Origin of the sequence: Paenibacillus sp. FSL R7-269, from assembly GCF_000517865.1 — a bacterium.
GTDB lineage: Bacteria > Bacillota > Bacilli > Paenibacillales > Paenibacillaceae > Paenibacillus_AQ.
The window spans coordinates 19,653-33,012 of sequence record NZ_ASPS01000008.1 but is presented as its reverse complement, the minus strand read 5'-3'; the positions used below and the strand labels follow the sequence as shown (position 1 = coordinate 33,012).

Sequence of the window (13,360 nt, the reverse complement as noted above, 5' to 3'; positions counted from 1 at the left end):
GCGCGCCCGGGGCGGCTGTGCCGCCGGTGTGCGCGTGCCCGGTGCAGCGGCGGCGCCAGCTGCACCGCCGGGCCGGGCGCCGGGGCCACCGGCGCCCGTGCGGGCTGCAGGAGCGGCCGCAGGCGCTCCTGCGGGGGCACCGCGGCCCGCGCCGTAGGCGGGCCGGGACCCGGCGCTGCGGCGCTGCAGCAGGCCGCGCACGCTGTCCGAGGTGAGCGGAGCTACCTCCTCAGCCAATAGCTTGAAGCCCTCGTCCTCCTGCTGCACCTTGGCGCGCAGGGCCAGCAATGCGCCCTTCTCAATCAGGGCGCGGCTGCGTTTCCACACCTCCGGGAAGAGTACGACCTCGCAGCGCTCGATCTGGTCTTCCCACTCCACAAAAGCCATCGCCTTCCCGGCTTTGGTCGTGATCTCCTTCAGCGACACGACCATACCGGCCGTCACGGTCATACTCTCATCCGCAGCTTCGCCAAGATCCATCAGCTTCTGCATCCCCGGCTCCTCCAGCAGCCCCGCATGGTCATCCAGCGGATGGCCGGAGAGATAGAGCCCGAGCAGCTCACGCTCCAGCTCCAGCTGCTGGGTTCCGCTGAACCTCGGAATATCCGGGTAGCGGATCTCCCAGTTCGGCGTCTCGATCAGGTCATCGAACAGCTGGATCTGCAGCTCATCGCGCTCTTTGCGCCATTTGGCCGCCGCGTCCACCGTCTCATCCAGCATCGCCAGCAGCTGCGCCCGGTGTCCGGGCAGCGCATCGAAGGCGCCGGTCTGCAGCAGCGATTCGATGACCCGCTTGTTGCAGACGCGTAAGTCAACCCGGCGGCAGAAATCGAGCAGGCTGTCGAACGGCCGCTCCTTACGGACCGCCATAATGTTCTCCACAGCCAGCGTGCCGACATTCTTCACCGCAGCCAGCCCGAAGCGGATATGCCCGCGGCCTTCGCCGGGCACCGGAGTGAACAATACCCCGCTCTCGTTGACATCCGGCGGCAGTACGCCAATCCCGGACCGGCGGCATTCCAGGACATATTCCGCCACCTTGCGGTGGGTCCCCATCACGGCGGTGAGCATAGCGGCCATGAACTGCACCGGATAATGCGCCTTGAGATACGCCGTCTGGAAGGCGAGAACACCATAAGCAGCCGCATGGGCGCGCGGAAAGCCGTAGTTGGCGAACTTCACGATCATATCATAGACCGCATGGGCATCCGCTTCCTGGTAGCCCTGCTTCAGACTGCCCTCCACGAAGTGGCTGCGCTCCTGATCCAGTGTCTCCCGCTTCTTCTTGGACACTGCACGGCGGAGCAGGTCTGCTTCGCCAAGCGAGAAGCCGGCCATCAGCGAGGCAATCTGCATGATCTGCTCCTGGTAGACGATAATACCGTAGGTATCGGCCAGAATCGGCTGCAAATCCGCATGCGGATAGACAACCTCGAACTCCCCGTGCTTGCCCCCGATGAATTTCGGGATGAATTCCATCGGACCCGGGCGGTACAGCGCTACCACCGAGACAATATCCTCGAACCCGCTAGGCTTCAGGTCCTTCAGTACCCGCCGTACACCTGCCGATTCCAGCTGGAATACGCCCGTCGTCTCGCCTGCTCCCAGCATCTCATAGGTGAGCGGATCGTGATCCGGAATGATGCGGAAATCAGGCACACTCCCGGTCATCTCCTTCACCCACTTCATGCACCTTTCAATAATCGACAAAGTCCGCAGGCCGAGGAAGTCCATCTTGAGCAGCCCTACGCTCTCCAGATGCTCCATGGAGTACTGGGTAAGCGCCGTACTCTCATTGCCCGCCTGAAGCGGAACAGCATCGGTCAATGGACCCTTGGAGATGACCACGCCAGCCGCATGCGTCGAAGCATGGCGCGGCATGCCCTCCACCTTCATCGCCATGTCGAGCAGGCCTCTGGTCTTCGGGTTCGTCTCATACAGCGCCTTCAGCTCAGTCGAGCTCTCCAGCGCCCGGGTAATATTAATTCCGAGCTGGCCCGGAATTAACTTCGCCGCCTTGTCCACCTCGTTATAAGGCAGATTCAGCGCCCGGCCCACATCACGGACAGCAGCCCTGGCCGCCATCGTACCGAAGGTGATGATCTGCGCCACATGCTCCTTGCCGTACTTGTCCACCACATAGGCAATGACCTCATCGCGGCGTTCGTCGCTGAAGTCGATATCAATATCGGGCATCGTGATCCGCTCAGGGTTCAGAAACCGCTCGAACAGCAGATTATATTTCAGCGGGTCCACATCGGTAATCTTCAGCGTGTATGCGGTGAGACTTCCTGCGGAGGAACCACGGCCCGGACCGGTAACAATGCCGCTGCGGTGACAAAAAGCGATAAAATCCCACACGATCAGGAAGTAATCGCTGAACCCCATACTCTCAATGACTCCCAGCTCGTAGTCGAGCCGCTTCTCAGCCGTCTCCTTCTCCTCTGGCGATTCCCAGAGCGGAGTATCCGCATAGCGCTGCTCCAGCCCGCTGCGGCATAGCTCGCGCAGATAAGCAGCGGCATCCAGCCCTTCCGGCAGAGGCGAGAATTCCGGGAGAATATGATTGCCGAACGTCAGCTCCAGATTGCACGCTTCAGCGATCCGCTGCGTGTTCTCTATCGCCTGCGGCACATGCGGAAACAGCGCAGCCATCTGCTCCCCGCTTTTGAAGAACAACTGGTCTGTCCCGATCTTCAGCCGGTCCTCATCGTCCACAGATTTGCCCGTGCCGATGCAGATCAGCACATCCTGAACCTCGGCATCCTCCTTGTCCATATAGTGGACATCATTAGTCGCTGCCAGCGGAATGCCGAGCTCTTCAGCAAGCGCAATCAGCTGCGGATTCACCCGCTTCTGCTCGGCAATCCCGTGATCCTGCAGCTCCAGATAGAAGTCGCTTCCAAAAACATCCTTATACCGCAGTGCCGCCTTGCGCGCCTCCTCCTCCCGGCCGTGCAGCAGATGCTGCGGTACTTCACCGCCCAGACAGGCACTTAGGCAGATAATGCCCTCGGCATGCGCTGCCAGCGCCTCCATATCGATACGCGGCTTGTAATGCTGGCCCTCCAGATGGCCGATGGAGATCAGCTTCATCAGATTCCGGTAGCCGGTCATATTCTTCGCCAGCAGAATCAGGTGATAGATCGGCTGATCCTTGCGGCTTCCCCGCTCACGGCGCGAGCCTGCGGTTAAATAAGCCTCACAGCCGATAATCGGCTTGATTCCCTGCGCCTGGCAGGCTTTATAGAAAGGGATGGCCCCGTACATCACACCATGATCCGTCAGCGCCAGCGATGTCATGCCGTATTCGCCGGCCCGGCGCACGAGATCTGTAATGCGCGCCGCCCCGTCCAGTAAACTGTATTCGCTGTGCACATGCAAATGCACGAATGGGCTCATATTCCCCACTTCCCTTCAGTTCCAAATCAAAACATAAGATGAAACTATTTTATCATATTAGAGGGGGAACCGCCCATAGAATGGATTAAGAGCATATGGACAGGCAAAGGCAGGCCGCCGCCTGATCTAAGGAGGGAGCTTTTTATGGATATTTTCTTAAGCAAGGCCGTCCTCGACTTCTTCATCGCATTCGGCATAGTGCTTGGCGGAGCAATGCTGGGCGGAATCGGCGCCGTCGTCTCTCTTCAGCCGCCAACCGATACCATGCTGGAAATCGCAGACCGGATTAAGATATGGGCACTGGCTACCGCAGTAGGCGGAACCATCGACCCGATGCGGGTCATTGAGAGCAATATGCTGGGAGGCAATCTCTCTCCGGCCATCAAGCAGATTCTCTATCTGGTGTTCGCTTTCCTGGGCGCTCATATGGGCAGCGAGCTGGTCAAGTGGGTATGCGGCAAGTAGAAGCGAAGGGGTGAAAAGATACATGCGACTTCCGCCGTTCCACCGCTACCGCCGATTCTCGCAGATTGCTGCTGTGTTTGTGCTGGGGGTGATTGTGGGAGCCGCCCTGTACAACGCGATTTATCATATGGGCTATAACATTCTCTGGGTGAATAACCACGATCTGCGGCTGGAGATTGAACAATACCGTAAAGACATTCTGACGCTCAAAAAATACAACAATACCTCCACCGTCATCCGTGAGATTAAGGTGCGTACCGAGGAGAGTAAGGTCAAGGACGGTGCGGCGGCGCTGGACCCGGTGACAACCAAGGAGGTTCTCAGCAAGCTGGCGGGCGATCTGGAGCCGCTGCGCGGGCGCAGCATGTTCGATATCGATTCCGACGGCAAGCTGGCGCGCCTGCTGCTGGACAGCAAAATCTATCTGGCCCGCGAGAAGGAATACACCGTCAAAATCCGCACCATGCTGGTGATGGAGGGCGTGCTGCAAATCTGGGTGGAAATCAGTCCGTATAAGCGCAGCTGAGCCGCAAATCATGATACAATAGTGGACAAATCACAATCACAGGATACAGAGTGCCCGGCTAAGGCAATGCTGACTGACGGGTCTTCCACAAAGGAGCTGCCGTTCATGATTATGTTCATTAAGTATGTGCTGTTTGCCCTGCTGGTTATCTTCATGGTATGCGCCGCCGCGTACAGCATCTCTTCCCGCAGAACCGCCGACCCGCTTATCCAAGGCACCAGACGCTCGACCATGAATATGCTGCTGGGCGGAATGCTGGTCACGCTTTCATTAATGTCGATGTTCATCTTCCGCGGCTCGACGCTTAACGTGGTCATTGAGGCTGCTTTTCTGCTGCTGGGCTTGTTCAATATCTTCTCGGGACTGCGCAGCTTCAGCTACTATAGCCGGATGCGCAGCGGAAGCTGAGGGTTCAGCCCGCCGCCAATACAAATAGACCAGTTGCCCATCCTGATCGCCTGCAGGACAGCCCTGGTCTATTTAATATTTTGCCTAAAATGAATCTTCGTTCATAGTCACTCACTAATCCCGTTACCCGTGGTCAATCGACTGCAGCATCAGAACGGCCTTGGCAACAATGGTATCCATATAGCTGATCTCGATCTCCAGCTTGCAGGTGCGGCGGCTGATCTCCAGCAGCTTCGGCATGACGGTGATGGAATGCTCAATCTGTACCGGACGGATGAAGTAAGTGGACATATTGTCCAGTACATAGTCGTTCCCGGTGATATCCTTGGCTGCCTTGAAGGCGGACAAAGTCATCAGGGTGGACAGAACCCCTTCCGAGATCGTTCCCAGATCGGTCGCCATCTGCGGGGTAATGAAGCCATGGAAGAACAGCCTGCCCTCCTCATCCCGCTCATCCGCGAACCCGTTCCAGATCAGATGATCGAACGTCTCTCCAAGCTGCGGCTGATTGCTGGCGTCGCGCAGGCTCTGCAGCACTTCACGGCGGGTGACCGATCCTACCAGCTTACGGTTGCGGTCCACAATGGGCAGAAAATCGATCCCCTCCCACATCATAATCTGCGCCGCCGAAGCCAGCGAGGTCTGGAGTGCAGCGGTGACCGGACTGCGCACCATCGCCTTTTCAATAATTTGCCCTTCGCTGAGATCCTCCACATCACGCCGGCCTACAATTCCGATAACCCGGTTCCATTCATCCGTGACCGGGAACCGCTGCTCTCCGCTGGCCAGTGCCAGTTCACGCAGTTCTCCTACGGTGCTGGAGATTTTGAGCGTGTTCAGCCGCAGCTTGCCCTCCACGATATCCTCCACCAGCATTATCTTCTTCTTGATCAGCCGGTCAAAGATCGCGCGGTTAATCATCGAAGCCACCGTAAACGTATCATGTCTGGACGAGATGACCGGCAGGTCCAGCTCATCGGCCAGCGCTTTGACCTCGCGGCTGGTGCCGAAACCCCCTGTCACAAGCACCCCGGCCCCCTGCTCCAGTGCAAGCGAGTGCACATCATCGCGGTTCCCGACGATCAGCAGGCTGTCGGCATCGATGTACCGGATCATGGCATCGACCTTCATCGCACCGATCACATATTTATGAAGATGCTTGTTCAGACCCTCTGCTCCGCCAAGCACATGCCCTTCAACAATATCCACGACATCGCCGAAGGTGAGCTGCTCGGAAATATTACGCGGCTTCTTCTCCACCCGGACCGTACCAATCCGTTCCTTGGTGATAACGATTCCGAGGTTCTCCGCTTCCTTCACCGCACGGTAAGCCGTACCTTCGCTGACCCCCATCTCCTTCGCCAGCTTGCGGACGGAGATCTTGGTTCCTACCTTCAGACTCTCAATGTGCTGCAGCAGTTGTTCATGCTTTGTGATGTTATCGCCTTGACCTTCCAACTGTTACACCCCCATACCCCGATCTGTACTATTCTGTACCCATTATACATGCTGTCCGTACTGGAGTACAGCAGGTTACACTGTATCTTTCAAAAGTTATGACAGCCGGGAATATATATATAACACCGGGTAACTTACTCCCGGCAGGAGAAGCACGCACAGGTAACCCCCGGTCCGCCGCAACGGCAAACAGGGGGTACTTTTACACCGTCAGCTCTATTCCTGGACTATGATCTCTGCGACACCCGGCCTTCTTCATTCCATTTGCCCTGCCACTGTGCAAGCTTGGCCTTGCGGACAGCATCCAGGCGCTTCTGCTTCTCTTCATCCACACCGATAATGAAATGCAGATGCGAGGCAATGACCAGGAACGCGAAGATACACCAGACGATACCGAAGCCCAGCACCCAGCCGGAGCCATTCTGAACAGACAGCTTCGGCAGCGCGTATAACAGCATGGCCAGGGCAATCAGCAGATACACGGAATGCTTGAATTTACTTTTTTTTCTCATTGCAGGACCGCTCCTTCGCTCTACAGGTTTGTTAGAATGAATCTATATCTCTATTCTATGAACCTGCGGCCGGAAATATGAGACAAGCTGCGTAATTTTTCAGCAGGATGTTAGTGCCTTGTTAGCAGTTTCTATCCTGCATGGCTCGGGTATGAGATGATATATCGCAAAGGAGGGAATGACCTTGAATCCCATTTATAACCAGACCCGTTACATCGCCCGCAAAAAAATATTCTCTGCGCTGGGCGGAAAGCTACATATCTTGGGTGATTCGGGGGAGCTGCTGCTATTCTCGGAAATGAAAGCGTTCCGGCTGAGAGAGGACATTACGCTGTACCCCGACGAGACGATGGGGAGGGAGCTGCTGCGGATCAAAGCGCGCAAGATTCTTGATATCAGCTCAACCTATGATGTGTATGATATGGAGACCGGGGAAACGGTGGGCGCACTCCGCCGCAAAGGCCTGAAATCTCTCATCAAGGACGAATGGGCCATCCTGGACACGCAGGATAACGAGATCGGCACCATTAAGGAGGACAACGCCTTCCTCGCGCTGCTGCGCCGTGCGCTTGCCATTATTCCGCAGAAATACAACTTAGAGATCGGGGGAATGGTGATTCCTGCCTTCCGGCAGAACTTCAATCCGTTCGTTACCAAAATCACTGCCGATTTCTCAATGGACACCCATGGCAAGCTGGACCGCCGTCTCGGGATGGCCGCTACTATTCTGCTCTGTCTGGTGGAGGGCAAGCAGGATTAACGGATTGTGACAAAAAGGGTGATTCCAGAGCCGTATAGCCCTGAAATCACCCTTTTACTGTATCAGAGAGAACCCCCGGCGTGCTGCCGGTGCCTATTGCGCGCCGTACATTTGAGACAAGCTGTCTGTGATGATTTTGTTCACATCTTCGATGACCACACTGAGGCGGCGCTCTGCGTCGAACAGACGGCGGATGCCCAGGTTCAGGTTAAGCACCTCAAAGAGCTTCTCCATCTTCTCCATGTCCTCCTGCGGAGGCATGTCCCCGCTCATCATCCGCTGTTGCAGCTCAATCTGGCTCTGGCGGAAGTTGTCTAGCATCTGCTTGCTCTCCGGATCTGCTTCGATCACCTTCATTGCACTGGTAATATCCGATACCTCACTGCTGTCCTTAATAGCACGCGCCAATTCATGCGCCTTATCAATCACGTTCATTTTATTTCCTCCTCCAAGTTATGTTCGTCTCTGCTTCGCTTCAAAAGCCCCTGCTCATCCAGCAGGCAGCCCCAGGGGCTGTCTGAGCCCAAATTTGGCAACCGCCATAGTGCTGCCCGGGCATGCCTACTTCCTTCTGTGCTCCCGCCCTCCGGTCCAGGCGCGCCTGCCAGCCCATGGCTACCGGCGATATTAATCCGCCCGGCACGGCTTTTTCGGGAATAGGTCAATCACCAAGGGTCAGATGTCTCCATATGATGAATGATATGTAACCCTCAAGATTCATATTGCCGGCACCATGCTTGCCTACCGGAAGGAGATCCACGATGTCTAAGCTAAAGATCCCGGTTCAAACGGTCCACTCGGGCATCCTGCAGGAAAATGCTGTAATGCTAGGCGACAAATCCATGAAGAGGCTCAAAATACCGGCGCACGGAACCATTCAGCTGAACTTCGGCTCTTTCCGGCAGGAGGTTACTGTAATTCCTGTCCCCAAATCCGACAGCCTGCGTGTAAGTGAGGCACTCGGCCGGCGGCTTGGCTTAAGACAGCGCTTGACGCTTAACGCTTCCTACAGCGCCGGCAGCCGCATTCTGCGTCTGGGACCGATGATTGGCGTCCTGGTGAGCCGGGACCACCCCGAACAGCCGGAGCGGGTCTTCGGCCAGATCACCATGTTCTGCCGGGAGCTGACTCATGCCTGCCATGCACAAGGCGCCTATGTCTATTTCTTCACCCCGGAAGCGCTGGAATCACGCACCACTACCATCCAGGGCTGGGTCTACGATGAGGGCTGGCGGAAGCTGAGTCTTCCTGTTGCCGATGTGATCAACAATCGGCTGACCACGCGAAAGGTAGAGAATAAACCTAGCGTACAGCATTTTTTGGCAGATGTAAAATCCCGCTATGGAACCCACTTCTTCAACGAAAAGTTCCTAGACAAGACAGAGGTATTCGAGGCACTGGCCCAGGACCCCGCCCTGCAGCGGTATTTACCTGAATCGCATGCCCTGAACGGCTTCGCCATATTGAAAAGGATGTGCAGCAGCTACCCCAGCGTGTTCCTGAAGCCGGTACGCGGCAGCCTGGGCAAAGGCATTCTGCGCATTTCCAAGGAGGAAGGCGGCGGTTACCGGCTGCTGTCCACCACTGCGATGGGCACACGTAAGCAGAGCTATACCAGTCTGGCGAATCTTTTTGGGTCCATTGCCCCCAAGATGAAAACCACCCGCTTCCAGATCCAGCAAGGTCTCTCCCTGATGGAGCTGGGACGGCGGCCGGTCGATTTCCGGGCCCTGGTGCAGAAGAACGGCACCGGCAAATGGAGCGTCACCTCCATTGTGGCCCGGACCGCCGGAAGTAATCATTTCGTCTCCAATCTTGCCCGCGGCGGCACGCTCAGTACAGTCAAGGAGGCTGTCGGCAAAAGCAGTCTTCCCGCTGGTGTCAAAGAAAGCACCCAGGTTCAGCTGCCCAGAGCGGCGCTGGCCATTGCAAGAGGGGTTGAGACTTATATTCCCGCCCATTTCGGGGAGCTCGGCATCGACCTCGCGCTTGACCAGTCCGGCCGAATCTGGCTGCTGGAGGTCAACTCCAAGCCGTCCAAGAACGACAATACACCGCTGAATGACCAGAAAATCAGACCCTCAGTCAAACAAATGATTCTATACTGCCGCTATCTGGCCGGGTTATAAGGAGGACATCATGACCACAACAGCAATGGGGTTCCTTGGCATTATGACAGGCCGTCGCCACGGGATTCCTCCCATCGCAGAGCCGGAGTTCTGCAGTCAGCTCTGCCGGGCGGCCCCGCTGTATGATCTGAAGGTCCTGATCTTTCATCCGGAGGGGGTAGCGGCGGACGGCTCCTATGTCAGCGGATATCAATGGCAGAACGGACAATGGGAGCCTGTGCAGGCTCCGCCGCCCGACATTCTCTATAACCGCTGCTTTTACCGGTCACCGGAGGAGAAAAGAACTGCAGCGGCGGCTCTGTCTGTATTGACCCGCTGTCTGCCCTGGTCACGCGGACTTCCTGATAAATGGGGAGTCTACGAGATACTGCGGCGCAGCCCCGCCGCCGCTGCCCTGCTGCCGGAGACAGAGAACTACAGCAGCCGCGAAGCGCTTGGAAATATGCTCGCCGGATGGGAATACGGCGTTTTTCTGAAGCCCAGAACCGGCTCCCACGGCAAACGCACCGTACACGCTGTACTGCTCGGCAGACGCGAAGGCGGCGGAGTGAAGGTGCGGGGCAGAGACAGGAATAACGAATCTTTTCAATATGTTTTCGGTACGCTGGACGAAGGTCTGGACTGGATCGGCCGCTTCATCGGCCAGCACCGCTACATCATACAGCCTTACCTGCATCTCACCGGCAGCGGAGGACAGCCGTTCGATGTACGTGTGCTGATGCAGAAGAATGGCACTGGTGCCTGGACCCTGACCGGCATGGCCGTCCGGCTCGGCACCCGGGGATCACTGACCTCCAATCTGCATGGCGGAGGCACGGCCGTTCCCGCCCTCCCTTTCCTGCTGGATGAATATGGCGGGGCAGGTCGCGAGCTGCTGGAGGAGCTGACTCAGGCATCTGCACTCCTGCCTCCGCTGCTGGAAGAATCCTGCGGCAGACTCGGGGAGCTGGGCCTTGATTTTGGCATCGATGCCGGAGGAAGAATCTATCTGCTGGAAGCTAATTCCAAACCAGGGCGCACGGTATTCCGGCTGACGGGCGACCGCCGGGCTGCTAGACTCGCTGCCGAGAACCCGCTGCGCTATGCGCGCCATCTGCTGCTTACATCAAGCAGCCACCACAAGCTGTCTCACGGGCAGCTTCGTTCACACGGGAGAATGATATCTATGGTTCCAAAGGAGGATTCATAAATGGGTCTCACTTTTTGCAATGTACATTTCACCAAGCAGCCTGATCGAGTAGTATATGTCTCGGGTGAACTGATGAGAAGCCTGAAATTATCCGGCAAGAAAAATATCCGCCTGCGCCTCGGAAAAGATGCCATCCCCGCCATGATCAAGCCGATCAAGCGTGCCGGCAAGCATCTCTTCCTGGCCTCAGGCGTCAAAAGCGCCATCAAGGTCCCGAAGTCCGGTGGCATCTACCTGCGCAATCTGCAGAATGACGAGGTGCAGCTCGGACCGCTGGTCGGCGTGCTCTCAGATGGACCCGCTTCTGCTGGGCAGCCCTTCGGCTCCCGCACCGGCTTCATCAAGCAGCTGCTGCGCGAAGGCAGCAACAAATGCTACATCTTCGCCTTCATGCCTCGGGATATCGACTGGCAACAGGAGCAGGTCAACGGATATTTCCTGACGGCAAGCGGCCGCTTCGAGCGCAAGCTGGTGCCCCTGCCGGATGTAGTCTATAACCGCCTGCCCAGCCGCAGAGCCGAGACCTCCCCTTACATCAACCAGCTGCGCGAGCGCTTTGGACGCAAGAAGATTCCTTATTTCAACTGGAGCTTCTTCAACAAATCGGATATCTACAAGCTGCTGGAGAATGACGGGGCAGCGAACCGCTTCGTGCCTGAAACGCACAGTAATCCAAGCTCCGAACAAATGCGGGATATGCTGGACCGTCACCACTTCGTCTACTATAAACCCTCGGCCGGCAGCCTGGGACACGGCATCTACAGGCTGACCTACCTGCCGAAGAAAGGGTATTTCGCCCGGTACCGCAAGAGCGGCAAGAACGTGCTGCTGCGCTTCACCAGCTTCGACAGCCTGATGCGGATGCTGCGGGGCCGCCATGGACAGAGCATGCAGAACTATGTGGTCCAGCAAGGTATCCGTCTCATTGAGATTGACAACTGCCCAATTGATTTCCGCTTCCATATGCACAAGAACGGCAGCAATCAATGGGTCGTCGTCGGCATCGGGGCCAAAAAAGCTGGACGGGGCAGTGTCACCACCCATCTGAAGAACGGCGGAGCGCTACTGACCCCGCAGCAGGCCCTCGGCCGTGTGTTCGGGGCCAGATCGGATGAAGTGCTCCAGCGCGCCAAAACCACTGCCGTCAAGCTCGCAGAATCTCTGGAGATCCAGCACCGCCATCTGCTCGGCGAGATCGGATTCGACCTCGGTATTGATCAGGATGAGGATATCTGGATGTTCGAGGCTAATGCCAAACCGGGACGCTCTATCTTCCGCCACCCCTCCCTGCGCGCTGAGGGCAAAGCTTCCATTGAGCACATCCTGGAGCATTGTCTGTATCTCAGCAAATTCCGCAGGAGGGATGACTTGTGAACAGCCGGATACCCGATCCCAGCAAGCCTGTAATCGCCATTCTCACCACCAGTGACCGGCTTCAGCAGTTCCGCGGCAACCGCAGTAACTTCCGCGACATTATCCGTACCGGCAGAGAAATGGGCTACCTCGTCTATGTCATCACGGTCCGAGACCTGAAGCTGAATGAACAGATTGTGACCGGCTACGTGCCGTCCGCCAGCGGGAAGCTCTGGTATGCCATTCCGGTTCCGCTGCCCCAGGTCATCTATAACCGTATTCCTAACCGCGAGGAAGAGGAGAAGACACAGGTTGTGCGCAAAATTGCCGAGTGTCTGGAGCATCCCGAAATCTCGCTGTACAATCCGAGCTTCTTCAATAAATGGAATCTCTTCGAGTGGCTCAAGGAATCCAAGGCCACCTCAAGGCATGTGCCAAAAACCCGCCGCCTGCGCAGCGCAGCGACCCTTACCGCGATGCTGAAGAATCATGAGAGCCTCTATCTCAAGCCGGAGAAGGGCAAGGCGGGCAAAGGGATCATGCGGCTGAGATACCGCCCGGACACTCTGCTTCCCTACCGGCTGCAGATTCAGAGCGGCAAAAAAAACACGACCTACAAGGCCGCATCCGTAGAACGGCTCTGGGCCCGGATCGGCCGGGAAAAAGGGTCCGCCCGCTACATTGTCCAGCAAGCCATCGTGCTTGCCGGACACCACGGCCGCCCCTTCGATCTGCGGGTGCTGCTGCAGAAGAACGGCCGGGGCGCCTGGGCGGTAACCGGCATCGGTGCACGGCTGGCCGGGGCCCGCAGCATCACCACCCATGTGCCGCGCGGCGGCAGCATTGAAGACCCCTCCAGCATGCTGGAGGGAACCTTCGGGCCAGAGCAGGCGGAAACTATCCTGAAGAATGTCTCTACCACGGCGCTGCTGGTTGCCCGGCAGATTGAGCGGGCTTCTTCCAGCATGCTGGGCGAGATGTCGATGGATCTCGGGGTCGATGAAGAAGGCGGAGTATGGTTCTTTGAAGCCAATTCCCGCCCGATGAAATTCGACGAGCCGGCGATCCGCAAGCTGTCACTCGAACGTATTTTTCAATATGGCAATCATCTGTCCCGCCAATCCAAATAATCCATTACCCGTCAAAGGAAGTGACACC

At 57.1% G+C, this 13,360-nt stretch carries 12 protein-coding genes; 8 read left to right on the top strand and 4 right to left on the bottom strand.

Annotation, left to right across the window (positions count from 1 at the left end):
• The coding region (locus C162_RS03265) for a DNA polymerase III subunit alpha (RefSeq protein ID WP_051493191.1) at nt 1-3,402 on the bottom strand (3,402 nt) is incomplete at its 3' end.
• A gap of 144 nt (nt 3,403-3,546) precedes the next feature.
• On the opposite strand from C162_RS03265, the gene C162_RS03260 reads away from it, so the two are divergent.
• The 3 genes from C162_RS03260 (at nt 3,547) to C162_RS03250 (ending at nt 4,801) form a co-directional block, all read left to right on the top strand.
• Nucleotides 3,547-3,867 (top strand): YtrH family sporulation protein, encoded by a 321-nt coding sequence (locus C162_RS03260; protein WP_036691231.1) that lies wholly within the window; start codon nt 3,547-3,549, stop codon nt 3,865-3,867.
• A 22-nt stretch (nt 3,868-3,889) separates the two neighbouring features.
• Nucleotides 3,890-4,393 carry a hypothetical protein gene (locus C162_RS03255; protein ID WP_036691229.1) on the top strand — a complete coding sequence of 168 codons (504 nt, stop codon included), beginning with the start codon at nt 3,890-3,892 and terminating at the stop codon, nt 4,391-4,393.
• Nucleotides 4,394-4,498: 105 nt separating this feature from the next.
• On the top strand, nt 4,499-4,801 hold the full coding sequence (locus C162_RS03250; protein WP_036691227.1) for a YtpI family protein: 303 nt from the start codon (nt 4,499-4,501) through the stop codon (nt 4,799-4,801).
• Between the two features lie 123 nt (nt 4,802-4,924).
• On the opposite strand, the gene C162_RS03245 is transcribed toward C162_RS03250, so the two are convergent.
• Nucleotides 4,925-6,259 (bottom strand): DRTGG domain-containing protein, encoded by a 1,335-nt coding sequence (locus C162_RS03245; protein ID WP_036691225.1) that lies wholly within the window; start codon nt 6,257-6,259, stop codon nt 4,925-4,927.
• 227 nt (nt 6,260-6,486) lie between these two features.
• Complete coding sequence (locus tag C162_RS03240; protein ID WP_036691223.1) at nt 6,487-6,771, bottom strand: hypothetical protein; 285 nt, start codon at nt 6,769-6,771, stop codon at nt 6,487-6,489.
• A gap of 178 nt (nt 6,772-6,949) precedes the next feature.
• Here C162_RS03240 and C162_RS03235 point away from each other — a divergent pair, with 178 nt between their 5' ends.
• On the top strand, nt 6,950-7,531 hold the full coding sequence (locus tag C162_RS03235; RefSeq protein ID WP_036691221.1) for a hypothetical protein: 582 nt from the start codon (nt 6,950-6,952) through the stop codon (nt 7,529-7,531).
• 93 nt (nt 7,532-7,624) lie between these two features.
• Here the strand turns inward: C162_RS03235 and C162_RS03230 are convergent, their stop codons facing one another.
• Entirely contained in the window at nt 7,625-7,966 is a 342-nt protein-coding gene (locus tag C162_RS03230) for a YlbF family regulator (protein ID WP_036691219.1), read from the bottom strand.
• Between the two features lie 326 nt (nt 7,967-8,292).
• On the opposite strand from C162_RS03230, the gene C162_RS03225 reads away from it, so the two are divergent.
• The 4 genes from C162_RS03225 to C162_RS03210 are packed head-to-tail and all read left to right on the top strand — an operon-like array spanning nt 8,293 to nt 13,332.
• Complete coding sequence (locus C162_RS03225) at nt 8,293-9,660, top strand: YheC/YheD family endospore coat-associated protein (RefSeq protein WP_036691218.1); 1,368 nt, start codon at nt 8,293-8,295, stop codon at nt 9,658-9,660.
• A gap of 10 nt (nt 9,661-9,670) precedes the next feature.
• Nucleotides 9,671-10,849, top strand: coding sequence for a YheC/YheD family endospore coat-associated protein (locus tag C162_RS03220; protein ID WP_051493190.1), 1,179 nt, complete (start codon nt 9,671-9,673; stop codon nt 10,847-10,849).
• Nucleotides 10,850-12,223: a YheC/YheD family endospore coat-associated protein gene (locus tag C162_RS03215; protein WP_036691216.1), complete on the top strand. Its 1,374-nt coding sequence runs from the start codon at nt 10,850-10,852 to the stop codon at nt 12,221-12,223.
• Nucleotides 12,220-13,332 (top strand): YheC/YheD family endospore coat-associated protein, encoded by a 1,113-nt coding sequence (locus C162_RS03210; RefSeq protein ID WP_036691214.1) that lies wholly within the window; start codon nt 12,220-12,222, stop codon nt 13,330-13,332. Before C162_RS03215 ends, C162_RS03210 begins: the two co-directional genes overlap by 4 nt.
• The last annotated feature ends 28 nt before the right edge of the window (nt 13,333-13,360 follow it).

Excerpts from the sequence above, each read along its gene's own strand:
- C162_RS03240 (WP_036691223.1), bottom strand. The coding sequence starts at position 6,771 with ATGAGAAAAAAAAGTAAATTCAAGCATTCCGTGTATCTGCTGATTGCC.
- C162_RS03250 (WP_036691227.1), top strand. The coding sequence starts at position 4,499 with ATGATTATGTTCATTAAGTATGTGCTGTTTGCCCTGCTGGTTATCTTC.
- C162_RS03230 (WP_036691219.1), bottom strand. The coding sequence starts at position 7,966 with ATGAACGTGATTGATAAGGCGCATGAATTGGCGCGTGCTATTAAGGAC.
- C162_RS03215 (WP_036691216.1), top strand. The coding sequence starts at position 10,850 with ATGGGTCTCACTTTTTGCAATGTACATTTCACCAAGCAGCCTGATCGA.
- C162_RS03220 (WP_051493190.1), top strand. The coding sequence starts at position 9,671 with ATGACCACAACAGCAATGGGGTTCCTTGGCATTATGACAGGCCGTCGC.
- C162_RS03225 (WP_036691218.1), top strand. The coding sequence starts at position 8,293 with ATGTCTAAGCTAAAGATCCCGGTTCAAACGGTCCACTCGGGCATCCTG.
- C162_RS03235 (WP_036691221.1), top strand. The coding sequence starts at position 6,950 with ATGACCTTGAATCCCATTTATAACCAGACCCGTTACATCGCCCGCAAA.
- C162_RS03260 (WP_036691231.1), top strand. The coding sequence starts at position 3,547 with ATGGATATTTTCTTAAGCAAGGCCGTCCTCGACTTCTTCATCGCATTC.
- C162_RS03255 (WP_036691229.1), top strand. The coding sequence starts at position 3,890 with ATGCGACTTCCGCCGTTCCACCGCTACCGCCGATTCTCGCAGATTGCT.